The organism is Methanoregula sp. (assembly GCA_041645435.1).
GTDB lineage: Archaea > Halobacteriota > Methanomicrobia > Methanomicrobiales > Methanospirillaceae > Methanoregula.
In genome coordinates this window covers 161,802-188,532 of record JBAZQB010000004.1, presented here as the reverse complement: position 1 = coordinate 188,532, position 26,731 = coordinate 161,802, and the positions used below count along the sequence as shown (strand labels likewise).

Here is a 26,731-nt window from a genome sequence, read left to right as displayed (position 1 = left end):
AAGACATCCTTGCGGAGCTTTCCGCATTACGGGATGGTGCGTGGAGATGATCAAAGGGTCTGTAGGTACGGTAACAACACACCATTATCACCATTCCTCCCCGCTCATACTGGAGAGCGGGGATATTCTTCCGTCCCTTACCATTGTGTACGAGACGTACGGCAAACTGAACCGTGAGCACAACAATGCCATACTGATCTGTCATGCCCTGTCGGGCGATGCCCATATTGCAGGACTCCATGAGGGCGAAGATAAACCGGGTTGGTGGGATGCCATTGTCGGGCCGGGCAAGGCCTTTGACACCGACCGGTATTTCATCATCTGCTCGAACGTGATCGGCGGGTGCAAGGGATCGACCGGGCCATCATCGATTAATCCGCAAACGGGAAAGCCGTACGGGGCAAAATTTCCCGTCATCACCATCAGTGACATGGTCAATGCCCAGAAACTGCTCATCGACCATCTCAAAATCCCGCAGCTCTACGCGGTTGCCGGTGGATCGATGGGCGGTATGCAGGCTCTCCAGTGGACGGTCAGTTACCCAGACATGATGAAAAAGGCGATCATTATCGCAGCGACAGGCTACTCCACCCCACAACAGATTGCCTTCAATGAAGTAGGAAGGAAAGCGATCATCTCGGATCCGGAATGGAATGGCGGGAATTATTACGATACGAGATCGTATGATGCGCCGGGCCCGGTCAAGGGGCTCGCCCTTGCGCGGATGGTCGGCCACATCACCTATCTCTCTGACGAATCGATGCATGCAAAGTTCGGGCGCTCGCTCCAGTCCAAAGACCGGATCGGGTTTGACTTCTCCACCGATTTTGCCGTTGAGAGTTATCTCCATCACCAGGGAGACACGTTCACCCAGCGGTTCGATGCGAACTCGTATCTCTACATCACCAAAGCGATCGATTACTTCGACCTGACAAAAGACGGCTCGCTCGTAAAAGGGCTGGCGGAAGCAAAGGCGGGATTCCTCGTGATCTCGGTATCTTCCGACTGGCTCTATCCCCCCTACCAGTCGCAGGAGATCGTCTCGGCCCTGACCGCCAATGAACGGGAGGTCCGGTACAGCGAGATCCGGTCCAACTATGGTCACGACGGATTTTTACTGGAATCCGGCCAGGTCAATTACCTGATCTCGCAATTCCTTTCAAGGACCATTGTCGGCGATGTGATGTTCCGCAATGTCCCGACGATTGAGGAAGGGGCGACAACGGCAGTCACCGCACGACGGATGATCAACCTTGAGGTCAATCACCTGCCGGTATTATCGGGTGACGGCCATCTCGTCGGCATCGTCACATCGTGGGATATCGCAAAAGCCGTTGCGAAAAATTTCCTCTGGCTCGATGAGATCATGTCAAAGGACGTGCATACTACCACGCCGGATGAACCGATCGAATCTGCTGCAAAGAAAATGGAGGAGCACTCTATTTCAGCCCTGCCGGTGGTGGATGCCGACCAGCACCTCATCGGCCTTATCACGAGCGATGCGATCAGCACCCTTGTCGGGAGAGGAAACCCGTGAGGATCCTCTCCATCCATGCCACCTCCATGTGGTACCATGCCACGCAGAAGACGAAGATGGCAGAATCCGTCACCTCCCGTGAGGACCGGATGGAGGAATGCGTTGTCCTCTTCTGCTGCATAGAGAAACTGGACGAAAAAAATCCCGGAAATGTGATCGCGAGTGCGGTAAAGAATGTCCGGAAGCGGCTTTCGATACTCGGCGTGAACCGGGTCCTGATCTACCCGTATGCCCACCTGACAAGCACGCTCGGCTCCCCGCAGGTGGCCCTTGCGATCCTTACCGGACTCGAAGACGCACTTTATGCAGAATCGGTCGAAGTGAAGCGGGCACCGTTCGGCTGGTATAAGGAATTTGAGATCCGGGGCAAGGGCCACCCGCTCGCGGATCTCTCGATGACGATCTGCCCGTACGAGGGTACAGAATGCGACTTCACCTGCCCGTACTGCCATCACCCGTTCAAGGAAGCGGATGCCGTGCATGTCTGCCCGCAGTCCGCTGAATGCACGGGCACCTGTTCCGGAACCGGAGTGAAAAAATGACTGAACCTGTTACAATACCCAACAAAGCGCTGCTCCTGCTCGGCTGTCCGGAAGCGCCGGCGCAACAGGCGATCGCCCTGTATATAGCCCACCAGCTTCGCACGCACGGATCGGATCTCCTCATCACCGGCAATCCTTCGGTGCTGAACCTGCTCAGGGTCTCCGACCCGGAGAAGCACTATATCGGGCCGATGATGGTGCTCGAGAAGTGTATCGAAGAGATCGTTGAGAAGCACCGGGCCGCGGATCTCTGCGTGGTCTGTGCGCACAACGACGCAGCGATTGCATACGCGGCAACGATGCGCCACCTCCTGCCACAGAGCCGGCTTGTGGTGATCATCTTTGGCAAGGATCCCGGACCGCTCGCGGCATCGATAGAGTTCCCGTGCGAGAAGATCGTGGAAAAGGCAGTGCACAACCCGGTGCAGCTGAAGGCAAAGGTCAACGAGGTGTTCGGATGGGCTGTATCGAGAACCTGAAGTACGAGATGCTCCTCCCGCTCGGGGCTTCATTCAAGGAATGCAGGGAATATGTTGAGAAGAATTTCTCCGAAGTCTGGTATGTCGATCCCGGCTACAAGCTTTTCGATGAGTACATTATCGGCCTCCCGCCGATCGCGCTCGGGCTTGACGGGGGAAAAATTGTCTTTCCCTATACCAAACCCTGCCACGGGACCTATCTCCTGCGGATCGAAGATACCGATGAAGCAGATCGCGTCCGCAAAACCGCGAGAAAGAAAAAATAACCGGTGAACCAGTTTCATGAAAAAACAATGGCTTGTGCGCTATTCTGAACTATTTTTAAAATCCGATCCGGTTCGCCGGCAGTGGGAGAATGTGCTCATCGCAAATATCCGCGAAGTGATGCCGGGCATCCATGTACGGAACGAGCGGGGACGCATCTGGCTGGATGGCGATGTGAAACCCGAGTTGCTGAAAAAGATCTTCGGGATCGTATCGTTTTCCGAAGTGGAACACATAAAACTTGACGAGATCGAGTCCAGTCTACCGGATTACTGTCGCCGGCATGGGATAGGCACGGCAAAGACGTTTGCCATCAAGATGAAGCGGGTAGGCACCCATACCTTCAGCTCCAACGACAAGGCGATCGAGTACGGCTACCTGCTCCGGAATGAATTCCCGCACCTGAAAGTGAACCTTGCCAATCCGGATAAAGAGATCCATATCGAGATCCGGGCAAACGAGGCCTATCTGTACGATAATGTAACAAAAGCCGTAGGGGGACTCCCGCTCGGGGTCGAAGGCACCCTTGTCGCTCTCGTGTCCGGGGGAATCGACTCGCCCGTTGCCGCGTGGATGATGATGAAGCGGGGGTGCCGGATCATCCCGCTCTTTGTTGCACTCGACTCGTTCCTCGATGAGACCACGATCGCCCGTGCCCGGCGCGTTGTCGAACAGCTGGCCCAGTACCAGCCCGGCATCGAACTGACCGTGATTGCCGATTCGTATCTTGCAAATGCAAAAACAGAGCTCATCAGCAGGCATCTCGAGAAGTACACCTGTATCTTCTGCAAGCGCCGTATGTACCGGGTTGCAACTGCTTATGCAAACCGGGTGGGGGCAAAAGGGATCGTGACCGGTGAATCCATCGGCCAGGTGGCAAGCCAGACGCTTGATAACCTTGTCGTGCTCACCGATGCAGCTGAGATCCCGATCTACCGCCCGCTCATCGGCTTTGACAAGGAAGATGTGATCCAGCTCGCCCGGCAGATCGGGACATTTACGGAGTCAACATCAGCGGCATCGGGTTGCAAAGCTGTACCAAAAGGGCCGTCTACAAAAGCAAAACTTGAGACCATACGGGAGATTGAAAGTAACCTGGAAGCCACCGGCATACCCATTCCGGTCTGATAATTTGCCGGTATATTCACTTTTAACGAGAAGCAAATACATTTTTTTGCCCTGTAGAAATGGGAATGGACAGACGTTCGCACCCGAAGCATGAAAATCGTTTTTATAATTCTCCCCGCCTCAGGGCCTCTCTTTAGGCACGGAGGGGCAATGAGGTTTTAGTATTTTTAGTCACTTAATCGCCGCGGGGGCGCCCCGTCGGGGGCGGCGATGTTCATCGCGACAGGGGGTATGGGGGTTTCAACCCCCATCTTATTAATGAGTACGATTTTCAGGATAAATCATCTAAAGACCCTGACGCTCTCGGCAGCTTCGCTCCCATTGCGATGACGACGTATTACCGGTAATCTTACCCGGACTATCGCACTGCGCCCGTCCCCCAACGGGGGACTGGTGGCGCAAGAGGGGGGCAATATATTACGTCAAAAAAAGTTTTCTACAATGCAATTTTTTTTAAAGAAATTCCGGTCCACAGGACCGGGAATATTCCGGACAGAACCTTAAGAACAAGATTCCTGTTACGGGAATCCAAAAAATTATGCCTCAATTGCCGCACTATCGTAAACCCTTGTCATGTAACGTGCCTGGAAGACCGTAAACAGGGGGGCGAAGATGAGGATAATGAGGATTCCTGCTAAAATTAGTCCGAGTAGGGCAATGTTGCTGCCACCCAGCATGAACATGCTGATCCCGCCGATAAGGATGAGACCGAAGATAATGATACAGATCGGGATGGCAACGACAAGGGAGACAAGGATCAGGGCGATGATATAGTTGATCCACCCGATCTTTTTGATGGTTTCAAGGATTGCACTGAAGTTGAAAGCTTCGGAAAAACTTCCTGTGCGTGCAAATCGTATTGCTGCCACCGGCATGATGATCGCGATGACGATCTCGATGGCATACATAACGAGTATGAGTCCCAGGTTGGGAGACCAGTTCTCCATCGCGGCTGTGCTCAGGTTCCCCTGCACCACCGTAAGCAGCATGCCCCCGTAGATGAATGCCCAGAGGATCATCATGGGAATCGCATAGATAATCCCGACAATCATCAGCTTGATGCCGTCAACAAACAGGGTGCCCCACTGGTCCACTTCCGGTGCCGGGGATGCCCCCCGGTAGATCCGCATGATGTACCCGTTCATCGGGATGCCAAGGCAGATGATCGCCACAAACAGTTTTATCCAGCGGTTCACATTCGAAAAGATGCCCTTTTTTGTATAGTGAAGCGCATCGTCCAGTAAATTGCCATATTCCATGATGTAACCTTCGTATCTGTTTGTGGGAGGGGAGGGATAAGGGTAGCGTCATTCCACAATCCTTCAGTATACGGGTTCCCGGCCCCGATGCCACTTATCCACCTATTTTTTGCACGGTCACTATCTTTAAATAATTCCCGTCACATGGTCTAGATGTACACAAACCCCCTATACGGGGATTATGAGGTGAAATCTTATGGCAGCAGATATGAAAATTGCAATAAACTACGCAGAGGCATCCGAGACGCTTAAGAAGTATCTCAAGCTCAGCGGTTCACCGGTTGCATTCCGGTTTGCAACCAAAAAGGAAGAGATCCCGGCAGGCATGGAAGCATTTGACAAAACGATCCGTCACTGCTCAATGATCGGCCTTGCACGAAAAGAAGGGCGGATCTTCTACTCGACTTCTGAAAAACACGAATGCAATGGCGGTGCATGGGCACTGGGTCTCCGGGAGATCACCGAGAGCCTGAAGAATGGTGATTTCTATTATAAGCTCGGAAAATTCGAGAGCTCTGCGTCCTGCAAGCGGACCATTGACCGGGTTGCACACCTGCATACCGGGGATACGTACGCCACGATGTATGCCCCGCTCGAAAAGACCCCGTTCGATCCCCAGGTCGTAGTGATTGTTGCGAGTCCCTGGGCAATGCTGAAACTTGCGCAGAGCACGATGTTCCGGCTGGGGGGACGGATCCAGTCGGAATTTGCCGGTATCCAGTCGGTCTGTTCCGATGCATGTGCGCAGACCTATCTCACCGGCCACGTGAACTTCTCGCTGGGCTGTGACGGATCCCGTAAGTTCTCCGGCATTGAAGATGGCGAACTGGTCATCGGCATACCGGCCGAGCTGCTTCCGGAGATCACTGAAGCATTAAAAATCGTAGCTGCGGCACCGGGTTCGAAACCCGGTACGAAGTAAGAAACGGCCTAATCCCTCTTTTTTATCGCGACACGCCGGTATCCGCAGACGGCTCCTTGTCCGTATCAGGCACCGGTAAAGGTGTTTCCGGGAAAATATCACTCCATTCCCAGTGTAAGTGCACACGGTGGAAAGATCCATGAGGATCGATTCTGTTCATAAAAACCAGATGATTCCGATCGCCACAAGCATAGGGGTACATGAAAATGGGAAAGCCATTTTCATAGTAAAAAAGATCAAAGAATTTTTGCACCGGCAGTCGGGCCGGGTTTGCATTCGAAAACTTCGGTTATCTTCACGATGACAAGTGACCGGGCAGGCAGTGCCGGGTTCTTGATGTTGAGCTTTGCCTTCATCTGATCATATTCCGGGCCGCTCGTCTTAATCGCAGCCACCCCCTTGCACTGGAAGCATCCTTTGATCTCCGGCCCCCATACAAAGAAGGCGATCTTGGGATTCATCCGGATATTAGAGAGCGTCTTGTTCATGAAATTGTCCACGAACCAGACGGTATCGTCACTTACGAGCTCGGCTATTCCCAGCGGGATCACATTGGGTGTGCCGTCTTTGGTTGCCGTTGCAACCGGGAAGACCTTCATCTTTGCAAACGCGTCCTTCATCTCTGCGGTTAATTTTACCATAGTACCATCTCTATCTTTTTCCTCATGGTTTCATTGCGTATAAATATATTGCATAATCAGAATCCAAAAAAAGGGTTTCAAGATAGAAATTTGAAAATAATACACACTTAATCATCAAAAAAAATTCAAAATTACGTAAAAATTAGAGAGATATCCGTCGTATCGCTGGATATATATGGTGTAAATTTAAATACTATTGCAGATGTATATAAAAAAATTTACTATCTTTTTATATTTTGTCTTTTAGGGTACCTGGTGGCAAATATTGATCTCCGTTCTTTATGTTGATGATGAACCGGCTCTTCTTGACATAGGAAAGACCTTTCTCGAACAGAGTGGCTCGATCACGGTTGAGATCTGCCATACTGCCGCTGATGCGAGGGAACAATTGGCGAAACACCACTATGATGCGATCGTTTCTGATTACCAGATGCCGGTAACAAATGGCATCGAGTTTCTCAAATACATCCGTACAAGGTATAGCGATCTCCCGTTTATTCTTTTCACCGGCAGGGGACGCGAGGAAGTGGTGATCGAGGCGCTCAACCTTGGCGCTGATTTTTATCTCCAGAAAGGGGGTAATCCGGTACCGCAGTTTGCCGAGCTGGAACACAAGATCAAGCAGGCGGTTCACCAGAAACAGTCAGAGCGGCGGATCAATGAATCTGAAGAGCAGTACCGCACCCTTTTTGAAGGAGCAAGCGATGCTATCTTCATGATGGAACAGGGCGTGTATATTGATTGTAATACAAAGGCACTGGAGTATTTTGGCTGTTCCCGTGAACAGTTGATCGGCTCCCACCCCTGTGATCTTTCTCCGGCTACCCAGCCCGATGGCATCTCATCTATAGAAAAAAGCCGTGAACTTATGCAGGTAGTGATCGGGGGAACACCCCGGTTATTTGACTGGCGCCACCGACGGCTCGATGGGAGGGAATTCGATGTCGAAATCAGTCTCTCCCGCCTGGACGTAAAGGGCCGGAATCTCCTCCTCGCGATAATGCGGGATGTCCATGAGCGCAAACAGGTAGAGTGCGCACTGCGTGAATCTGCCCAGCTTATGACAAATATCATCAGTTTTCTGCCCGATGCCACATTTGCAATAAATACTGATGGCAGGGTGATTGCCTGGAACCAGGCAATGGAGAAGATGACCGGCATTTCAGCAGGTGCAATGATCGGCAAGGGGGATTATGAATACTCACTCCCGATCTACGGTGAACGCCGCCCCATATTAATCGATCTGATCCTTTCCCGGGATGAGACGATATTCTCCCGCTACACCACGATCGATGCAGACGGTACTAACCTTATCTCGGAGGTTTTTGCACCAGGACTCAATTCCGGAAGAGGTGCACATCTCTGGTTTACTGCATCTCCACTCATCGACACCCAGGGGAATGTTATCGGGGCGATTGAATCTATCCGGGATATAACGGCAAGAAAAAACCGCCAGAACGAGCTTCAGGCATCCTATGAACAGATCGCAGCAATGGAAGAGGAGCTGCGCAACAATTTTGAGGAACTTGCAGCACGGGAGCGGCTGGTGGCCGAAAGTGATGCCAATTACCGGGCTCTCTTCTCTGCCATGGTTGAAGGACATGCGGTCAACGAGCTGGTGTATGACGGAAACGGTATGCCGGTGGAATACCGGATCCTGCAGGTGAATCCTGCGTTTGAGAAGATCTTCGCAATTCCCACCAATACTGCAATTGGCAGGACAAGCCGGGAGATTTTTGAGAGGGATGAGCCCGGGGCCTTTGCTTTGTATGCCGAAGTTGCCTGCACCGGGATTCCACGCCACTTCGAGATCTGGTATCCCCTGATGAAAAAACATTTCTCGATCTCGGTGTATTCTCCCAAAAGAGGAACATTTGCCACGGTATTTGAAGATATCACCGACCGCAGGCAGAAAGAAGACGAACTGCGGGCAGCCTACGAGCAGATTTCGGCAGTTGAAGAGGAGCTGCGCAATAATTTTGAGGAACTGACGTCACGGGAACAGGAACTGCGTGAATCTGCCCAGCGTATGACAAACATCATCAGTTTCCTGCCGGATGCCACGTTTGTAATTAATAGTGACGGAAGGGTGATCGCCTGGAACCGGGCTATGGAGACACTGACCGGCATTTCAGCCGATGCAATGGTCGGCAAGGGTGATTATGAGTACTCAATCCCGATTTACGGTAAACGCCGCCCGATACTGATCGATCTGATCCTTTCCAAGGATGAATCGATAGCCTCTCATTACACGACGATTGAAAAAGAGGGAACGACTCTTTTTTCTGAGGTTTTTGTACCCGGACTCTATTCAGGAAAAGGCGCTCATATCTGGTTTACCGCATCCCCCCTTGTTGATACCCGGGGAAAGGTAATCGGTGCAATCGAATCAATCCGGGATATCACCGCACATAAAAACCGGATGATCGATCTTCAGGCATCCTATGAACAGATCGCAGCAATGGAAGAGGAGCTGCGCAACAATTTTGAGGAACTGGCATCGCGGGAGCGGCTGGTGGCCGAGAGTGATGCCAATTACCGGGCTCTCTTCTCTGCCATGGTTGAAGGACATGCCGTTAACGAGCTGGTGTATGACGGAAACGGCATGCCGGTGGAATACCGGATCCGGCAGGTGAATCCCGCGTTTGAGAAGATCTTTAACATCCCCCGCGATACGGCAACAGGCAAAATGAGCAGGGAAGTGTTTGGGGGTGATGAACCCCGGGCGCTTGCCCTTTTTGCCGAAGTCGCCCGCACCGGAACCCCACGCCACTTCGAGATCTGGTATCCCCGGATGAAAAAACATCTTGCCATCTCGGTGTATTCTCCCAAAAAAGGAACATTTGGCACGGTATTTGAAGATATCACCGAACGTCGACAGAAAGAAAACGAACTGCGGACAGCCTACGAGCAGATTACCGCGATCGAAGAGGAGCTGCGCAGCAATCTTGAAGATCTGGCAGCACGGGAGAAAGCACTGCAAACGAGCGAGGAGGGTTACCGGCAGATCGTGGAGACAGCAAACGAAGGCATCTGGTCAATGGATCACGGGCTGAGAGCGACCTTTGTCAACTCCCGTCTTGCTGATATGCTCGGGTATTCCCCGGACGAAATTCTCGGAAGACCCGTTGAGGATTTCATGCATCCCGAAGAGATGCCGGATCATGCTGAAAAGAAACGGCTCCGTCGTGCCGGCAATCGTTCGGTATATGAGCGGAAGTTCTGTAAAAAGGACGGAACGACTCTCTGGTGCCAGGTCTCGGCAACCCCTCTTCTTGATGCCAGGGGCATGTTCCAGGGCTCGTTTGCCATGCTCACCGATATCACGGCACGGAAAATTGCCCGGCAGGAACTCGAGCTGAAGAACCAGGAGCTGAATACGGCTAACGAACAGATGGCTGCTGCGTTTGAAGAGCTGAAGTCAACCGAGGAATTGCTGGTGGCCCGAAACCGTGAACTCGAGGAGCAGCAGGAATCGATACGCAGAGCTAAAAAAGCGTTAAAGATCGCAAACCGGAAACTCAACCTGCTGTCAGGACTTACCCGCCACGACGTGGTAAACCAGCTGACGGCGTTGAGCGGGTACGTGGAGTTATCGTCACGATTTGTGCAGGATCCAAAATTCCAGCTGATGATCGAAAAAGAACGGAAGGTGATCGATATGATCAACCAGCAGATCCTGTTCACCAAAGAGTATGAGGATATGGGGGTGAACGCACCGGTTTGGCAGGACCTCGGCAAAACGGTAATGAACGCTGCAACAGGACTGGATCTCTCAGGTGTTTGTCTGAAGGTGGAATCAGACAATCTGGAGATCTTTGCCGATCCTCTGCTCGGGAGGGGGTTCTATAACTTAATGGACAACACCCTTCGCTATGGCAGAACCGTATCGGAAATCACGGTCTGTTGTGAGAGAAAGGATGGCGGACTCATCATCACTTATATCGATAATGGGGTTGGAATTGATGCGGAAGCCCGTCCACACCTGTTTGAACGAGGGTTTGGGAAACATACCGGTCTTGGTCTCTTTTTTACCCGGGAAGTGCTCAGTATTACCGGGCTATCCATAGCGGAAACAGGTACACCCGGCAAAGGCGTCCGGTTCGAGATTAACGTGCCGGAAGGGGATTACCGTTTCACGGATACCCAAGCCTCGTCCTGATAATTTTTGTTTTCTACAATATTCATCAGAACTTTTGCCCTGCAACACTATCTGAACGTTGTGAAAACATTTATCAAAACGGGGGTTGCATGGGGCAGAAATGACTATCCGGCAACAAGGAAACCCCTCGTTCGCATTATTCCAGCGTGCGCCGGTACGTGGCGATACCCAGTATCATCGCTGCAACCGAGAAGATACACAGGGCAATGAGATCCGTTCCGATTACGTCGATCCCCTGACCCCGCAGGATGAGGCTCCGGAGTGCATGCACTGCATAATATTCCGGGTTGATGATCGTGATCCAGCGCAACCAGTCCGGCATACCGATGACCGGGTAAAATGCACCGCTGGTCATGAAGAGGATCAGGTTGAAAAATGCCGACATGGAGGCATACTCCTGCTGGTTGGAGAACCGGGATGCCATCGAGACCATGAAGCTGGTGATCCCGATACTGGTGATGAACAACACCAGCAGGACCATAAAAAAATTTTCCGGGGTCTGGATTATGATCCCGGTGATCAGGAGATCGACGATAAAGATGACGAATCCTGAGAGAAATGCCCTTACCGTGCCGCTTGCGATCATGCCCATGATGATGCTCGAACGCTTCACGGGGGTTACAAAATACCCCTCGATAATGCCCATCTCACGATCCTTGATTAGGGCGATGCCACCGCCCATCATCGTGGTCATGAAGATCGCCATCACAATGACGCCGACACCAAAGAACTGGATGTATTTGATATCGCCATAAATTTTGTTTATTTCGACCTGATTATGGGACCCTGATTGTACGAGCGCTGCATTCACGCCGGATATGATCACGGCTGGGGTCACCGAATCGGAACTGTCCACGTAGAGCCGTATCGGGCGATCGATAAAGTGCGGAGAGGGTAAGATCAGGACCCCGCTCACTACCCCGCCCTGCAATGCCCGTTTGGCTTTCAGTTCATCGGTGTATACTGCGACATCGAAGGTGGGGGGATTGTCCTTCTGCGCCGTATGTTTCAGATCATTGACAAACGCGGTGAACAGGGGGGGTTCATGAACGTAGGGCTCCTCCTGCACGACGGCGATCGATATGTGGCTGATCGACCCTCCCATCGCGTTGCCGAAGATCACGAGATACATGATCGGCATTAACAGGGTAAAGATGATCACGAACGGGTTGCCAAGAAATTTCTTGAAATCCCGCTTGAAAATCGCAACGGCACCTTTGATCATGAAGGCCTCCTTCTGTCAGGAGCCGGCACACCGCCCCCACCCTGTGCGCCATCGCTTCCCCCGCCGTCGCTCAGGTTTTTACCGGTCAGGTAGATGAAGACGTCTTCAAGGGAAGGGGACCGGATAGAGATTGCGGTTATGGTTACTGCATAGCGATCAAAGATCGCAAGAATGGCCGGCAGGATGGTGTTTCCGTTTTTTGCGGTGATATGGAGCCTCTGCTCTTTTACGTCAGCAGAAATGACAAGATCATGTGCTCTGATTGCAGAAATGATCCGGTCATCCAGCCGATCAAACCCAATTTCGATAAGATCGCCGGCAGGAAGCAGCAGGCGCAGGTTATCCATGGTATCTAACGATATGAGCCGGCCCCGGTCCACAAACGCAATCCTGCCACAGAGTTTCTCTGCCTCGTCCATGTAATGTGTGGTTAAGATGATGGTGGTGTTCTCTGCGTTCAGGTGTTCGATCTGCTGCCAGACCTCGCGCCGGGACTCAGGATCAAGACCGATGGTCGGTTCGTCAAGAAACAGGATCAGGGGGCGGTGGATGAACGCCCGCACGATCTCAAGCTTCCTCTTCATCCCGCCCGAGAAAGTCTGCACTTTCATGTGGGCCCGGTCAGTAAGCCCGACCATGGCCAGAAGTTCCCAGATGCGATCCGGCAGGATGCGGTCATCGACATCCTCTAACTTTCCATAGAACTCTAAATTGTCGTACGCGGTGAGCTCATTATCCAGCGTGCTGTTCTGGGGACAGACCCCGATGATGCCCCGGATCTTTTCTGGATCTCTGGTGATCTCATACACATCAACAAATGCTGTACCCGAGGTGGGTTTGAGCAGGGTGGTGAGGATGCGTATCAGGGTGCTTTTTCCGGCACCGTTGGGCCCGAGCAGGCCGAAGATCTCGCCGCGTTTGACATCAAAAGTGACATCATCCACGGCTGTTACCGTTCGCTGTTTATCCTGGAACGTTTTGGTGAGATGTTCGATCCGGATAACGCACTGTTCAGAAGAACAATAGCCCCGGCTTTTAAGATGCTGCAGTGCATCTTCCTGTTCATCGGAATTCGCAGCGGGGGGGCTCATACGTATATTAAAAATTACGTGGGATCTGGTAGTACTTAAGGTGTGGGGAATGTTACAAAACTGTCTTGTCCGGCATGTGTCTGGTTAATTTATCGAAAGAATTGTTCTGAAAAACTATTGTTCTTTGCAAATCTGGGAAAATATTTAGGGTTCATGATGGGGGCTGATGCCCCCATACCCCCGCTTACGATAGACACCGCCGCCCCCGACGGGGCGCCCCCGCGGCGGTTCAGGGTCCGGTCAGTCTCATTCAATTTACATAAAGACGTTTTGAAAAGCAACCGACCAGATAGTGCAACATCCTTCAAGAGGTTGATGCATTCCTGAAAATGAAGGGGGTCAAGGGGATGCTCCCCTTGGGCTGCCTCCCCCACGGGGGGAGAGAGGGGGTCACCCTCATAGTTTCATAGAGCATGAATAAATTGACAGGAGAACTGTTTCTTAAGAGTCGGAAAATAATTGAATGCAAAACAGTCCAGTATACTATCCCTAAAAAGGCATTAAACGATCCCCCTCCCCAATCGCTTCTCTTATCTCCCTTCCCGCGCAATCAGTGTGTATGATGCACGAGCCGCCGGTAAAAAAGGTCCTTTTCTGGTGTGATCAGTGCAACGTGCCGCTGGTGGCAAAGAGCTGTGCATGCGGGGCCGAGGGCCGGAAGATCGAACTTCTCCAGCCCTACGATGTCCGCCCTGCCCTTGCCGCTGACATGGCACTGGTCAAAAAACTCGTGCAGGAGCGGTTTGGCAATGTCCCGCTCGCAAAAATTCTCCTCTTTAACAAGACCGGAGGCGTTGACCGGGCGGATCTCGTGATCATGCACGGAGAGCGGCTCGGCTGGCTCACCTTCGATCCTGTGTCACGGAAATTCAGCCTGGACCTTTCGCCCGAAGCACTCCCGTTCATCCTCCCTTATGCCACGCAGGGTATTGTGGATCTCGACACCCACACGAATGTCCGGCAGGAGCAGGGGCGGGTTGGCGGCAAACGGATCGCCCTCAAAATTCCCGTTCCAGACGGAACCGTTATTGTCAAGTACAAAAACCGGTTCGGCACCGGCATGGTAAAGGAAGGGTCCATCAAGGTCAAGGAGCTCATCAGCGTTACGCCCCGCACCCCGAAAAATCCCGGCTGGGATGTGGCAATCGAGAAGAACAAGTTCCACTTAAAAAACCTTGAGCGCCACGCGATCCGTGCCATCAAGCAGCACATTTCGGATCGCCCGACCGCAAATGTATCGTTCTCCGGGGGAAAGGACAGCACTGCAGTACTCCATATCGCCCGGAAAGCCGGGGTGACTAAGGCATTCTTTATCGATACCGGTCTTGAATTTCCCGAGACGATCGCATTTGTCGAATCGCAGGGAGTAGATATTATCCGGAAAGCCGGCGATTTCTGGCAGGCAGCAGAAAAAGCAGGGCCGCCGGGCAAGGACAACCGCTGGTGCTGCAAACTCCAGAAACTCCACCCGCTCAAACTCTATCTCGCGGATGTCGGCCCCTGCGTCACGGTGCAGGGCAACCGCTGGTACGAGTCATGGAACCGGGCGGGGCTCGACGAGACCAGCCAGAACCCGGCCAACCCGCTCCAGCTCAATCTCTCGCCTATCCGTCACTGGAGGGCGCTGGAAGTCTTTCTCTACCTCTGGTGGCAGAAGGTGGCGACCAACCCGCTCTATGACAAGGGGCTCGAACGTATCGGGTGTTATCTCTGCCCCGCGATGCTCGAGAGCGAGTACGAGGAACTCCGCGTGCTCCAGCCGGAGTATGCAAAGCGCTGGGACGAGTTCCTCAAACGCTGGGCGGCAAAGAAGGGATTGCCGGAAGTATTCTGCACCTGGGGACTCTGGCGGTGGCGTGCCCTCCCGCCAAAGATGCGGGAACTCTGTAATCTGAAAGGAGTGCCGTTCAACGAAGATCACACGCTGCGAACCGGGCCACCCCGGGCACCTCCACCGGTGACAGCCGAATCAAAGGAAGTCAAAAAGGCAGATGAAATAAAGGAAGAGATGAAAGACCGGGAAGAAAAAATAATGGAGCCATCAATGGACCTACAAATGGTTGAAGGATATTCCGTAGCGGATATCAGGAAGGATTTTCCGATTCTTGGCGATCTCATCTATCTCGATAATGCAGCCACGAGTTTTTCACCCGAACCGGTGATCGAAGCAATGGTGGAGTTCGAGCACAACTACCGGGCGAATGTCGGCCGGGGTGTGCACCGCCTCACCCAGATCGCCAGCCAGCGCTACTGGCATGCCCACGAGAAGGTGGCCGGGTTCATTGGCGGGAAGAACGGTACCTGCGTATTTACCAAAAATACCACTGAATCGATCAACATGGTCGCCCACGGACTAGCCTGGTCTCCCGGGAACCGCGTCATCACCACCATTCTTGAGCATCACTCCAACCTGCTGCCATGGCGGGCGCTGAAATCGCGGGGTGTTGAAGTCGATATAATCGGTCTTGGTGCGGATTACTCGCTCGATCCCGATGCACTGGAGAAGATCATCACGCCGGCAACCCGCCTTGTTGCCGTTACCCATGCCTCCAATGTCCTGGGAGTCATCACACCGGTCAAAGAGATCGCGAAGATCTGCCACGATCATGGGGTAAAGTTGCTCGTGGATGGGGCCCAGACCGTTCCGCACCTGCCGGTGGATGTCTCCAAACTCGGCTGCGATTATTTCGCGTTCTCCGGGCACAAGATGTGCGGTCCGACCGGAACAGGCGTCCTCTGGATGAAAGAGCCGGACCTCGAACCCTTCATTCTTGGCGGGGGGATGGTTGAAACTGTCACCGGCACCGGTTTTACGGCCGCTGAAGGTTACCAGAAATACGAAGCCGGTACCCCCAATATTGCCGGTGGGATCGGGCTTGGCGTAGCAGCCGGGTATCTTGAAACGTTAGGCATGGAAAATATCCGGCGCCACGAAGAGATACTTACCACGAGGCTGATCAACGGACTTTCCCAGAACAAGAAGATCCGGGTCTATGCTCCGGAGCATCCTGAAGCACGCATCGGCGTTGTCTCGTTTACCGTGGACGGGTTTCACCCGCACGAGGTTGCCCAGCAGCTGGACGAAGCAGCAGACATTCTCGTCCGATCCGGTCATCACTGCTGCCAGCCACTGATGGATGCACTTGGCCTTCCTGACGGGACGGTCAGGGCAAGCCTTGCGCTGTACAATACCGCAGAAGAGATCGATATGCTCATCGCAACGTTAGAGGAACTCACGCGATAGGCATATTACTTTTTTTTTAATTTTAACTCCCGTGCTGTCACGGTTTAATAGTCCTGCGGCAAATATTTGTGTAATACAATTATCCGAATACTACCCCAACTATCTGGAGACTATGATGATACCTGCTCAACTATCAGACCTGTTTGCCCGCGTGCGGAAGAACCGCCCGCTTGTCCACCATATCACCAACTACGTCACGGTCAATGACTGCGCAAATATCACGATCTGTGCCGGCGGTGCACCGATCATGGCAGATGCAATCGAGGAAGTAGCTGAGATGACCGGCATTGTCAATGCACTCGTGCTCAACATCGGGACGCTCAACAAGCTCCAGGTCGAATCAATGCTCGCGGCCGGCAGGAAGGCAAATGAGAGGAAGATCCCCATCATCCTCGATCCGGTCGGGGCAGGGGCAACCCGTTTCCGGACAGATACCGCCCGGCGCCTGCTCAGCGAACTGGAGATAACAATTCTCAAGGGAAATGCCGGGGAGATCGGCATACTTGCCGGCGCAGAAGGTAAGGTGCGGGGCGTGGATTCTGCAGGACTTGCCGGGGATCCTGTCGCGATTGCAAAGGATTTTGCCCAGTCTGCCGGCATCACCGTGGTTGTTAGCGGGGCCAGTGACATCGTAACCGATGGCAAACGTGTCCTGCTCGTAGAGAACGGTCACCCGATGATGGGCGGTATATCGGGTACCGGATGCATGGCGGCTTCGGTGACAGGAGCATTTGCTGCGGAATCCAAAGACCCCGTCTTAGCCGCAGCAGCAGCACTCGCCGCATTCGGCATTGCCGGGGAGCGGGCAGCAGCCGGGGCACGGGGGCCGTACTCGTTCAAGGTTGCCCTCTTCGATGAACTCTCAGGACTTAAACCCGCAGCACTCCAGTCTGAAGCAAAGATCAGATCCGTTTGAAAGTCTGTCTATGAACTATGAGCTGTACGTAATCACCGATGAGAATATCGGGCTGGGGCGGACCCATGCAGAGATTGCAGAGCGTGCAGTTGCCGGGGGAGCCGATGTCATCCAGCTCCGGGACAAATCCTGCAGCAGCAGCGAGCTCTTACGGACAGGGAGAACCCTTCGCGGGATTGCCCGCAGGACTTCAACACTCTTCATCGTAAACGATCGTCTTGACGTGGCAATCGCCTGCGGTGCGGATGGCGTGCATCTCGGGCAGGGGGATATGCGTACCGATGTTGCCCGGCAGATCGCCCCCCCCGGGTTCATCATCGGCGTGTCGGTCAGTACTGCTGGCGAGGCAATCAAGGCTGTGCTGCAGGGAGCTGATTACGTGGCGCTCAGTCCTACGTTTTCCACCGGATCCAAACAGGATGCCGGTCCCGGACACGGGCTTGGTATGTTGCGGGATATCCGGCGGCAGGTGTCAGTTCCCGTTATTGCCATCGGGGGGATAACCCGGGAAAATGTGGGGGAGGTCATAGTGGCAGGAGCAGACGGTGTTGCAGTAATCTCTGCTGTTGTCGGGGCTGCGGATATTACAGCGGCCGCCCGGGATCTTAAAACCCTGATCACCCGGAGTAAAGCAGGAAGACGAAAATGAGCGATCATCAACAGTTGCGTTTTGTCCTTCACGAGCATTTCGCGAGCCATCACCATTTCGATTTCCGGCTTGAGCGGGACGGGGTGCTGAAGAGCTGGGCTGTGCCCAAAGGGCTGCCGGAAAAACCCGGTGAACGACGACTGGCAATTCAGGTGGAAGATCATCCTCTGGATTACGTTGCTTTCCAGGGTACTATCCCGGAAGGGCAGTATGGTGCCGGCAAAGTAACAATAAAGGATACCGGGATGTATGAAACATTGATCTGGAACAATGAACGAATCGAAGTTCTCTTGCAGGGCAGGATCATTTCCGGCAAATATGTGCTGATCCGGTTCAAAAAAGCGGGTGACAATCAATGGCTGGTACTCAGGGCAAAAGACGCATAGGAGTTGGCATTGCAGTGCAGAGCAACCGCAACGTCCGGTTGAACTTACATAACGGGTTAATATGTCCGTACTTTTGCTGCAATAACGAAGATTTTCAGACATTTCTAAACTAATGAATGCTGCTTAAAATTCCCACCGATGCCCCCAACACGAGCAGCGTTGAAAGGATCCACCCTGCCATAATCACGCCCACACCTTTTGCCCCCCGCCAATGAAACAGCCAGGCAAGAAGCACACACCCGTAGAGCCCGATACCGGGTATCCAGATGAACGGGATAAGGGTAAATAACCCGTATCGCTGGAACAACGAGGATTTTTTGGCAATCGTCTGGACGGAGTCAAGGTGTTTACGGAGCCACGCGGATCGCTCGGCAAATGTGTCACAGATGGTGAACAGTCCGAAGATCGTCGAAATTCCAAAGGAGATCATGATCAGCATGATGGGAATGGGAGGAATCCCCAGCCCCACCCCGACAACTACTGCCATCGGCTGGAGAATGAGTACAGATCCCACCAGACCGAGCATGTGCCACAGGGAGATCTGGTAATGTAACCCGATGGCAACCGGAATAATGACGATGCCGATGAAGAGGTAAAGTGCAGTTTTTAACAGGTCCTGCATCCGGACATGCTGGACATTTTCATTCCATTCCACAGGTAACCGTTGCACTGAATTCTATTAATATTCCCGTAATCAGGGCCAATATCTCAAGGTTTGAATGGAGTGACAAAAAAATAATCTCCACCTGATCGAAAAGTACCGTGGGCATTAAAAAGCCGGGCAGGATAATAACATATAATATACCAGTCGAGCAAAGTTCAACCTTGTATCAGTATACCTGAGATGAAGTACCCATGAAAACAATATCCCCGCAAAAAACCCTGTGGCTTTCGGTTACCTTCCTCATCACCATAATAATCGTCCTGATATCGATCTTCTGTATAAAAAACGGCTATTTTGATATTTTTCCCTATTTCTATATCCTGCCAATCGTGCTTCTTGCATACCTGTATCCCCGCTATGCAGTGTATTTCACCATAGTTCTTGGCTGGGTATTCTTGGGCCTTATCTACCTGTATGGCCCGGTGGATATCCGTCTCTATGCGGCGAGCAGTGCATTTTTTTACATTTTCGTATCGGTAGGTGTTGTCATATCAGCCTTTTCCGGACAGCTTTTGCAGGAAAAGAAATACCGGGAAATCTTTGAAAATTCCCAGGCAGGGATGTTCACGTATGATATGGAACTCCAGAAGATCCGCGCGATAAACGTGCAGTCGGCAGAGATCCTTGGCTATACCCTTGAAGAGCTCAAAAACCAGCCCTTCTCTTCCCTTTGGTTCGATAGCGCGCAGGAAGCAAAATTCTCAAAAAAATTACTGCAGGATGAAAAAATCTCGAATATGGAGATCGCCCTGCGCAAAAAAGACAGGACGGTCATCTGGGTCCTGGCCACGGCATCCATGACCAAAGACGGACTGGTCATCTGCTCGGTAGTAGATATCACTGAAGGCAAGCGGATCAAAGATGAACTCATTGAGTCAGAACTTCGTTACCGGACGCTCTTTGACGGGGCGAGCGATGCGATCTTCCTCCATGATATCGACGGAAGGATATTTGAGACAAATACTATCGCTTCACGCCTCCTGGGGTATTCGGTAAAGGAGTTCATGAAGATGCGCCTGCAGGATATCGATACCCATCCCGAGAAACTCCTGACACCCGAAATTGTACAGAAGTTCCAGTCCCGGGGGCATATTCTGTTTGAGACCGTGCAGAAAAAAAAGGACGGGACGACAGTACCGGTTGAGGTCAGCAGCCGGATCACCGAGTACTTCGGCATGTCTGCTGTCATGAGTACGGTGCGGGATATCTCGGAACGAAGCGATAAATAATCCCATGACCGGGAAAACGTCTCTTTTTTTTTTTAGTCCCGGCAGAACTCTTTGTTCCCGATTACGTAACTAATGAAAAAAGAGGGGAGAATTGTATCCCCCCCTACATGCAAAGCCGCCGGAGGGAATTGTAGCCCAGAGTTCAATTCTTTTAGGAAAAATCGTGAAATAGTCTACTTTATTTAAATAGCAGACTGGAAAATCTCGCTATTGTCATTATAAGGTCTTTAAAAATATTTCCTTTACTTTCGAACAGGCACTATTTTGTCTGTTAAATTTCATAAAAAGGTTATTCGCCCTGGCTCGGGACTTTTTTTTGCATGTTTTTCCCAACACAAAATGGGGGCTATGTATTGCGCGATTCTTGTTTTCACTCCTTTCCTGTATATCCAATCATGTATGTTATCATCATCGGGATGATTATGGATTCTGATTGTTTTTCCTTTAAATTTTTGAATTAACTCGTCGTAGAGTATACCATTAAAATGAATAGAACTTTTTTCTCCGTATCTAATTTTTATCCGATCATCAGCAGTCCATTCATATCCAAACTCAACCTCATCACCTAGCGTTTTGAGTTGTTTCATCACAATACCTCACTCTATGAACTTCAAATTACGTTATTGACGATATAAACCTCTCTATACACTAGACTCTTTTTTTGTCTAATTGACACTATTTTGCCTGTTTTTCAATTATGGGGTCTAAGTAATTTTCAAAAGTATCATCCTCAACATGAAACATATCAAGTTCTGTCTGTCCTTTTTTCCGAGTATTGGGAATTTGAGAAAATAGGTTGTATGTGAGTTGGCCGAATCTCTGATCGGGATTGTGCAGCCATATTTCCTTCAACTTATCTATTATTACCTGAATCCGTTCCGAGTCGCGCATGAACATCCTTCATAGTTCTCTGTATTTGTGAACATCTTCTTCATAAAAGCATTAATTATCAATCAACTTCGAAGATTGGTTAATGATCGATTTTCAAGAAAACGTTAAAAAATCTCCTATATCGTTTTTTGTTTTATTATTGATCGGGATTGCTGTTTTCTTAGTAATTTGTTATGTCATGGCGTTGTTCATCAGTTTTAATCCAACAATAAGTGTCGTTTCATCATTTTTCAATAAAACAAATATCTCAACAACACAGGATTTTTTTATTAATACACAAGTTAATGTTTCTCAAGATCAAGTAAATACCACCGTAAACAACTCCTTTTTTAATAATTCCAGTTTTAATTTGATTTCTCCAATCATTGCATTATTAGGTTCATTTGGTGTATTTGCTTACTTGTTTTATTCAATAAAGGAGGGTACTCTATCAAAAACTGAGAATAAAAAATTGCTCTATGGGTTTCTAGGTGGTATGGGCATTATCATTTTACTCATAGCAATTGTTTTTACTTCCTTCTTTCAAGGAAAATTTCCATCTGAAAAATATTTCGAAATCATCGGCTTATTTGTTCTTTTTCTGTTTATGGCTGTAATTGCCTATTTTTTCATGCTCATATTTGATGCAATAGAAGAAAATTATGATAATCGTATGGCGATTGTTGACTTCTTGGAAATTAAAAATTCAAAAGAAGTAATTTGGCAACCGATTGATAATTTTGCTCGATGTATTGTGTATGTTCATAATTTTCTTTCTTACAATGTGTTTGTATTAATCTGTCTTATCCCGGTCGTTGGGATTCTAACAGGATTAAATTTACTCTCGATAATTTTTATCGAAATAATGATCTTTACACTTTTCAGTGGATTTTGTAGATTGGTTAGTTTATGTGATAACACTTCAAATATTACTCTTAATCATCGGCTTTATTCAAAACAATTTTCTTTTTCATCCAAACATCTATCAAATATTTTCTTTTTACCGAGTTTCGATGCTAATTATTTTAAAATATTGACAAAAAAAGGCTACATTACAATTTTGAAAAATGAGGTAATTACCATTCATGATAACGAGATAGTCGTTTTTAAAGGAAAAGAAAAATTATCTCCATTAAATATCTGGATTAAAAGAATTGTTCGTTTTGTTTTGTCATCGATTCTCGCGTTTTTTTTCTTTCTAATATTTTTTTTCGCAACGGTGGGGGTCGCGTTTTTGGTTCAACCCAAAGACTTACTACTAATTTTACAAACGACAATGCCTGCATTATTGTTAACAATTGAAGGAAACAGTACGATATTCGCATTTTGTTTTATTGGTTGGTTCTGTGAAGAAATTGACGAATGTCTGGATGTATTAGTTGATCGATTAATAATCGTACCTCGCGCACTCGAATTCTATTAATGTTCACATAAAAACCGTTTTAAGAAAATTTTCATTCAAAATATTAGATGACATATCTCTACATTGGTTTGATATTGGGATCAATCCATTAGTCAATATGGTACAATGAGTAATTTGAATGAATAATCGGGAAAATCATTTATCATCCATGTTTTAATGTCTATATAATCGGGAAAATGATGACTCAAGTATTGGAATTTCGAGATAGGGCGAATCTTGAACATATTCGAGAAAATTTGTTTAAAGATACTGAATATGGTCGAGCTGCAGTAATGATAGGTGCGGGATTCAGTCGAAATGCAGAAAAATTTTCCTCCCAAATTCCGAACTTCCCATTAGCCTCTGATTTGGGTGAAATTCTCTATTCAAAATTACATCCAGATTATGATATTTCTAAAAAGACCCCAGAAGATATCCTTCAGTTCGGGAATAACTTTGATGAATACGCAAGCGAGTATTCAGATAAGTTTGGAAAGGGTGAATTGTATAGTGTATTGATAAAGTCAATTCCTGATGAAAAATATTTACCCGGTGAAATTCATGAATTATTACTTTCTCTCCCATGGTCTGATATTTTTACAACAAATTACGATACGTTGTTAGAACGTACCTTACCCAAAATATACTATAAAAAATACGATATAATCAAGACAGTAACGCAGATCCCTTTAAAATCGAAGCCAAGAATTGTGAAATTACACGGAGACATTCCATGCAATTCGTTTGTTATCACGAAGGAGGATTATGATAATTATGAAAATGAATTTGCAGCATTTCAGAATCTTGTTCAACAATCAATCCTTGAAAATGTATTTTGTCTCATAGGTTTTGGAGGAAATGATAAAAACTTCATAAAATGGAAAGACTGGGTTAATAAAAATTTAAAGAGTCACTCCCCCCCGATTTATTTATGCGGTATTTTAGATTTAAATGAAACTGAACGAGCAGATTTTGAAAAGAAAAAAATAAAAATTGTAGATTTGGGCCCATTATTTCCGAGAGACAAATTTAGTGATGATAATAATCGTCGTAAAACAGCAATAGAATGGTTTTTAAAGTGTTTAACGATAGCCAAACCAAATAACAAATTAAATTGGCCCGAACAGACTTCTCACGAGGTATCACCAATAAAAAATCCTCTTGCACCCCCCTTATATCCGCTTCCCCCAAATCTTTCAAAATCTGCGAATCTTCTGTATCGCCATTTGACCCATAGTAGTAGCAGTACACTCAAGACGGATATCGAAAACAATCTAAAAATATGGACGATCGAAAGAGAAACTTACTCTGGATGGATAGTCGCTCCAAAAAAGAATAGAACTGATATCTGGGAAAATACATCTGTTTCGATCAAACCTATATTAGACAATATAAATTCGTTCAAATTTCCGACTAACATTCATCTTCTCTTCGAATTAGTTTGGAGATTTGAGATTTGCCTTTGTCCGTTATTTAGTAATGTTGCAGATTGCATCGAATCTGAAATAAAGAAAGTGAATCCGTTTTCAAATTTAATTACAATAAATGAATCAATTATCAATCAGGAAAAAGAAGAATATCAGAGTTATGACTGGAATGTAATAAGTTCGCAATGGGTCGATTTGGCATATTTTTTAACCCGACACTATCGTGAAAGTAACAATTTGGAAAAATTTCAAATTTGGATTGATTTGCTGGAAAAAATCAATGTCCTTAGCTCTATTTGGAAGAATAAATGGCATTATGAGAAATGCATGTTTTTCATGTTCCAACTTGATCAGGAAAATCTAAAAAAACAATTAACCTCCTGGTCAATTGATGATGATCATCCTGAATATCAAATGAAAAAGGCAGGTCTCTATTCTGAATTGGGTGAACTTGAAAATGCTAATACTCTCGCTGAACATGCGCTTAAAACAATTCGTCTCCATCTTCATTCGAATCGTGATGATTTTTACCTTCTTTCATTGGAAGGTTGGTGTTTATTTCTTCTCCAATCGATCAATAGGAATTACCACATTCAACAAAAGGGAAGTGGCGATTATAGAGGAAGATGGGAACAGCTTGCCAGATATAATTGCGATCCTTGGATTGAACTAGAAAAATTTAGAGCTAGTGTGAGTGTCCCGAAACCTCGAAAACAGCCTGCGTTTGAAAAAAAGCATGCTTTTGATCCAGGAATTATAACTACGACACATCACATGGGTTCGGAACCGGATATTGTAAAAATTTTACCGGCCTTTGCATTTTTAAAAATGATTGAAAATGTTGGACTGCCTATCATTTCTGGAAGAGTTTTTAGATTTAATGAAGAAATCACATATGCTGCAGAATGGATCGAGATATATGATCCTGTTTGGGCAATAACTGTAATTCTAAGGTCTGATAACGAGAAGGTAATTAATAACAAGTTCCAGCGTTTATCGATTTTACGAATAGATGAAAAACTATTTGATAGTTATTACACTCTTGCAATAACATCATTGAGACAGTCCTTAATATCCTATTATCAAAATGGACATAATCGGAATTTTGACAATACCTTCTCATTCAGACAAATAAAAATCCAAATGGAATTGTTATCTCGACTCAGCATTCGATTGTCCGATGATCGTTTGGGGGATTTATTGGATATTACAATAAAAATTTATGAGGCGCAAAAAAATACACCAAAATTTAACTTTTATGAAGGAATTGGTAATTTATTTAAAAGAATCACCTATCCCGTATCCCACAATAAATTATTAGAGAGAATGGACACTCTTCTGAACCTGCCAATTCCGACTGTAAACCAGTTTACGGTGCCTATTTTAGAGCATTTTCCTGAACCATTTGAATATATTTATTTTGAGAGTAATTTTAAAATTCCTGATGGATATGACCGGCGTTCGTGGGATTCTGCAATTTCGAACTTAATTCAAGTTTCCAGAATCGGTTCCCCCGATGCAAGAAGACGGTCTCTATTGAGACTCATACGATTATTCAAAATTAAAGGGTTAAATGATGCTGAAATTGAAGCCTTTAAAGAAGCATTATGGCAAAAAACTGATCCCAATTCACATTTGCCAATTAATATTGGCTATCTGAATTTTGTCCTTCTTGGACTACCTGAACTAAGCTCTGGAGATGTTAAGAACAAATACCGGAATTGGCTTATCTCTCAACCGATCCCCCAAGCAATTTCGGGAAAAATTGGTCAAGATGGAAAAATGCATTATACGATGAAAGGTGGTGGTGGGCAATTAACACATTTCATTTATGAGTGGCTTTATTCATCTAAACGTCTGCAAATTGGGAACGATGATGGAGATCAAAATGATATCGAATGGTCTGAATCTGAAATTCTAATATTATTTAATAATATCAGTAAAATTTGGGAAGAGCAAAAAAACTGGCTTTCAGATACTAAAGAAAGAAATGGTTACTTCTATCCTCATTTGCGTGAACAATTCAATGACCTCTTGTTGCTATTTGAACAAATTATTATATTCAAATTAGATCGTATCACCGATCAAAATGAAGTAGTGCGAATACTAAAAACATTAGATGATTTTTCTAAATATGATCTATGCATTAATTCATCAATACCTGGGACATTATTGGTTAGACCAGACGAATCCCTCAAAATAATTAACCGGCTTCGCATTGGATTGTTTTCATCAAATCCGGAACTCACTAAAAAATCAATCGATGGGATGTACAATTACGCATTATTGGCACATAATGGAAAAGTGCCGGTGATGGATGAAAAAATAATTTCAGATTTTGTTTATTCAATTGTTCTCAGAAAAGAGCCCGGTTTATCCCATGCGCTAGAGATTGCCAGTCAATTAATCAGGTATTGTCCTGATTTGTTTAATGAACAACATATTTACGATCTTCTTTTATCGATAGAAAATAGCCTCACACCGATTAAGACTGACGTAAAAGAAATTGAATTTCAGATACGAGAAGATGAAATTCAGATATCTGATATTGAGCTCGAAGCAATTCAAAATAATACATTAGAACTTGTATCTAGCCTTCAACAATACTACATAAAAAAGGGGAAGCCCATTCCTGAATCGTTAAAAAGATTTTCTATAAAATCCCATTAATTCACTAGGGGGTATACGAATTCG

At 47.9% G+C, this 26,731-nt stretch carries 20 protein-coding genes; 14 read left to right on the top strand and 6 right to left on the bottom strand.

Going from position 1 to position 26,731, the window contains the following annotated elements:
• Window positions 1-46 precede the first annotated feature (46 nt).
• Genes WC593_09845 through thiI form a run of 5 tightly spaced genes read left to right on the top strand, consistent with a single transcriptional unit; the run spans window position 47 to window position 3,950 of the window.
• Window positions 47-1,537 (top strand): homoserine O-acetyltransferase, encoded by a 1,491-nt coding sequence (locus WC593_09845; protein MFA4825443.1) that lies wholly within the window; start codon window positions 47-49, stop codon window positions 1,535-1,537.
• A complete protein-coding gene (locus WC593_09840) occupies window positions 1,534-2,079 on the top strand; it encodes a threonyl-tRNA synthetase editing domain-containing protein (protein MFA4825442.1) in 546 nt (181 codons plus the stop codon). The genes WC593_09845 and WC593_09840 overlap by 4 nt, the downstream gene beginning before the upstream one ends.
• Window positions 2,076-2,558: a DUF1890 domain-containing protein gene (locus WC593_09835; GenBank protein MFA4825441.1), complete on the top strand. Its 483-nt coding sequence runs from the start codon at window positions 2,076-2,078 to the stop codon at window positions 2,556-2,558. Before WC593_09840 ends, WC593_09835 begins: the two co-directional genes overlap by 4 nt.
• A complete protein-coding gene (locus WC593_09830; protein ID MFA4825440.1) occupies window positions 2,537-2,824 on the top strand; it encodes a DUF1894 domain-containing protein in 288 nt (95 codons plus the stop codon). The genes WC593_09835 and WC593_09830 overlap by 22 nt, the downstream gene beginning before the upstream one ends.
• A gap of 16 nt (window positions 2,825-2,840) precedes the next feature.
• A complete protein-coding gene (gene thiI / locus WC593_09825; GenBank protein ID MFA4825439.1) occupies window positions 2,841-3,950 on the top strand; it encodes a tRNA uracil 4-sulfurtransferase ThiI in 1,110 nt (369 codons plus the stop codon).
• Window positions 3,951-4,486: 536 nt separating this feature from the next.
• Here thiI and WC593_09820 read toward each other — a convergent pair.
• Window positions 4,487-5,209, bottom strand: coding sequence for a DUF4013 domain-containing protein (locus WC593_09820; protein ID MFA4825438.1), 723 nt, complete (start codon window positions 5,207-5,209; stop codon window positions 4,487-4,489).
• Between the two features lie 196 nt (window positions 5,210-5,405).
• Here WC593_09820 and WC593_09815 point away from each other — a divergent pair, with 196 nt between their 5' ends.
• Window positions 5,406-6,131, top strand: coding sequence for a DUF169 domain-containing protein (locus WC593_09815; GenBank protein MFA4825437.1), 726 nt, complete (start codon window positions 5,406-5,408; stop codon window positions 6,129-6,131).
• Window positions 6,132-6,367: 236 nt separating this feature from the next.
• Here WC593_09815 and WC593_09810 read toward each other — a convergent pair whose 3' ends face one another.
• On the bottom strand, window positions 6,368-6,772 hold the full coding sequence (locus WC593_09810) for a pyridoxamine 5'-phosphate oxidase family protein (GenBank protein ID MFA4825436.1): 405 nt from the start codon (window positions 6,770-6,772) through the stop codon (window positions 6,368-6,370).
• A gap of 265 nt (window positions 6,773-7,037) precedes the next feature.
• On the opposite strand from WC593_09810, the gene WC593_09805 reads away from it, so the two are divergent.
• Window positions 7,038-10,934 carry a PAS domain S-box protein gene (locus tag WC593_09805; GenBank protein MFA4825435.1) on the top strand — a complete coding sequence of 1,299 codons (3,897 nt, stop codon included), beginning with the start codon at window positions 7,038-7,040 and terminating at the stop codon, window positions 10,932-10,934.
• Window positions 10,935-11,070: 136 nt separating this feature from the next.
• Here the strand turns inward: WC593_09805 and WC593_09800 are convergent, their stop codons facing one another.
• Window positions 11,071-12,159, bottom strand: a complete 1,089-nt coding sequence (locus tag WC593_09800) for an ABC transporter permease (GenBank protein ID MFA4825434.1) — start codon at window positions 12,157-12,159, stop codon at window positions 11,071-11,073.
• Window positions 12,156-13,250: an ATP-binding cassette domain-containing protein gene (locus tag WC593_09795; protein ID MFA4825433.1), complete on the bottom strand. Its 1,095-nt coding sequence runs from the start codon at window positions 13,248-13,250 to the stop codon at window positions 12,156-12,158. The genes WC593_09800 and WC593_09795 overlap by 4 nt, the downstream gene beginning before the upstream one ends.
• A 559-nt stretch (window positions 13,251-13,809) precedes the next feature.
• On the opposite strand from WC593_09795, the gene WC593_09790 reads away from it, so the two are divergent.
• The 4 genes from WC593_09790 to WC593_09775 all read left to right on the top strand — a co-directional run bounded on the left by WC593_09790 (window position 13,810) and on the right by WC593_09775 (window position 18,445).
• Entirely contained in the window at window positions 13,810-16,494 is a 2,685-nt protein-coding gene (locus WC593_09790; protein ID MFA4825432.1) for an aminotransferase class V-fold PLP-dependent enzyme, read from the top strand.
• Between the two features lie 115 nt (window positions 16,495-16,609).
• Window positions 16,610-17,410, top strand: a complete 801-nt coding sequence (gene thiM, locus WC593_09785; protein MFA4825431.1) for a hydroxyethylthiazole kinase — start codon at window positions 16,610-16,612, stop codon at window positions 17,408-17,410.
• 10 nt (window positions 17,411-17,420) lie between these two features.
• A complete protein-coding gene (gene thiE, locus WC593_09780; GenBank protein MFA4825430.1) occupies window positions 17,421-18,059 on the top strand; it encodes a thiamine phosphate synthase in 639 nt (212 codons plus the stop codon).
• Window positions 18,056-18,445 (top strand): DNA polymerase ligase N-terminal domain-containing protein, encoded by a 390-nt coding sequence (locus WC593_09775; protein ID MFA4825429.1) that lies wholly within the window; start codon window positions 18,056-18,058, stop codon window positions 18,443-18,445. The genes thiE and WC593_09775 overlap by 4 nt, the downstream gene beginning before the upstream one ends.
• A 109-nt stretch (window positions 18,446-18,554) precedes the next feature.
• Here the strand turns inward: WC593_09775 and WC593_09770 are convergent, their stop codons facing one another.
• Window positions 18,555-19,100 (bottom strand): small multi-drug export protein, encoded by a 546-nt coding sequence (locus WC593_09770; GenBank protein ID MFA4825428.1) that lies wholly within the window; start codon window positions 19,098-19,100, stop codon window positions 18,555-18,557.
• Between the two features lie 200 nt (window positions 19,101-19,300).
• Here WC593_09770 and WC593_09765 point away from each other — a divergent pair, with 200 nt between their 5' ends.
• Window positions 19,301-20,338, top strand: coding sequence for a PAS domain S-box protein (locus tag WC593_09765; protein MFA4825427.1), 1,038 nt, complete (start codon window positions 19,301-19,303; stop codon window positions 20,336-20,338).
• A 278-nt stretch (window positions 20,339-20,616) separates the two neighbouring features.
• On the opposite strand, the gene WC593_09760 is transcribed toward WC593_09765, so the two are convergent.
• A complete protein-coding gene (locus WC593_09760; protein ID MFA4825426.1) occupies window positions 20,617-20,925 on the bottom strand; it encodes a hypothetical protein in 309 nt (102 codons plus the stop codon).
• A 386-nt stretch (window positions 20,926-21,311) separates the two neighbouring features.
• Between WC593_09760 and WC593_09755 the strand changes: the two genes are divergently transcribed.
• Window positions 21,312-22,631: a hypothetical protein gene (locus WC593_09755; GenBank protein MFA4825425.1), complete on the top strand. Its 1,320-nt coding sequence runs from the start codon at window positions 21,312-21,314 to the stop codon at window positions 22,629-22,631.
• 176 nt (window positions 22,632-22,807) lie between these two features.
• Window positions 22,808-26,707 (top strand): SIR2 family protein, encoded by a 3,900-nt coding sequence (locus WC593_09750; protein MFA4825424.1) that lies wholly within the window; start codon window positions 22,808-22,810, stop codon window positions 26,705-26,707.
• Window positions 26,708-26,731: the final 24 nt, after the last annotated feature.

What these genes read in the sequence shown, in the direction of transcription:
- WC593_09755 (MFA4825425.1), top strand. Translation starts at nt 21,312, where the DNA reads ATGATCGATTTTCAAGAAAACGTTAAAAAATCTCCTATATCGTTTTTT.
- WC593_09800 (MFA4825434.1), bottom strand. Translation starts at nt 12,159, where the DNA reads ATGATCAAAGGTGCCGTTGCGATTTTCAAGCGGGATTTCAAGAAATTT.
- WC593_09750 (MFA4825424.1), top strand. Translation starts at nt 22,808, where the DNA reads ATGATGACTCAAGTATTGGAATTTCGAGATAGGGCGAATCTTGAACAT.
- WC593_09820 (MFA4825438.1), bottom strand. Translation starts at nt 5,209, where the DNA reads ATGGAATATGGCAATTTACTGGACGATGCGCTTCACTATACAAAAAAG.
- WC593_09790 (MFA4825432.1), top strand. Translation starts at nt 13,810, where the DNA reads ATGATGCACGAGCCGCCGGTAAAAAAGGTCCTTTTCTGGTGTGATCAG.
- WC593_09795 (MFA4825433.1), bottom strand. Translation starts at nt 13,250, where the DNA reads ATGAGCCCCCCCGCTGCGAATTCCGATGAACAGGAAGATGCACTGCAG.
- WC593_09830 (MFA4825440.1), top strand. Translation starts at nt 2,537, where the DNA reads ATGGGCTGTATCGAGAACCTGAAGTACGAGATGCTCCTCCCGCTCGGG.
- WC593_09810 (MFA4825436.1), bottom strand. Translation starts at nt 6,772, where the DNA reads ATGGTAAAATTAACCGCAGAGATGAAGGACGCGTTTGCAAAGATGAAG.
- WC593_09765 (MFA4825427.1), top strand. Translation starts at nt 19,301, where the DNA reads ATGAAAACAATATCCCCGCAAAAAACCCTGTGGCTTTCGGTTACCTTC.
- thiI (MFA4825439.1), top strand. Translation starts at nt 2,841, where the DNA reads ATGAAAAAACAATGGCTTGTGCGCTATTCTGAACTATTTTTAAAATCC.
- WC593_09760 (MFA4825426.1), bottom strand. Translation starts at nt 20,925, where the DNA reads ATGAAACAACTCAAAACGCTAGGTGATGAGGTTGAGTTTGGATATGAA.
- thiM (MFA4825431.1), top strand. Translation starts at nt 16,610, where the DNA reads ATGATACCTGCTCAACTATCAGACCTGTTTGCCCGCGTGCGGAAGAAC.
- WC593_09815 (MFA4825437.1), top strand. Translation starts at nt 5,406, where the DNA reads ATGGCAGCAGATATGAAAATTGCAATAAACTACGCAGAGGCATCCGAG.
- WC593_09775 (MFA4825429.1), top strand. Translation starts at nt 18,056, where the DNA reads ATGAGCGATCATCAACAGTTGCGTTTTGTCCTTCACGAGCATTTCGCG.
- thiE (MFA4825430.1), top strand. Translation starts at nt 17,421, where the DNA reads ATGAACTATGAGCTGTACGTAATCACCGATGAGAATATCGGGCTGGGG.
- WC593_09845 (MFA4825443.1), top strand. Translation starts at nt 47, where the DNA reads ATGATCAAAGGGTCTGTAGGTACGGTAACAACACACCATTATCACCAT.
- WC593_09835 (MFA4825441.1), top strand. Translation starts at nt 2,076, where the DNA reads ATGACTGAACCTGTTACAATACCCAACAAAGCGCTGCTCCTGCTCGGC.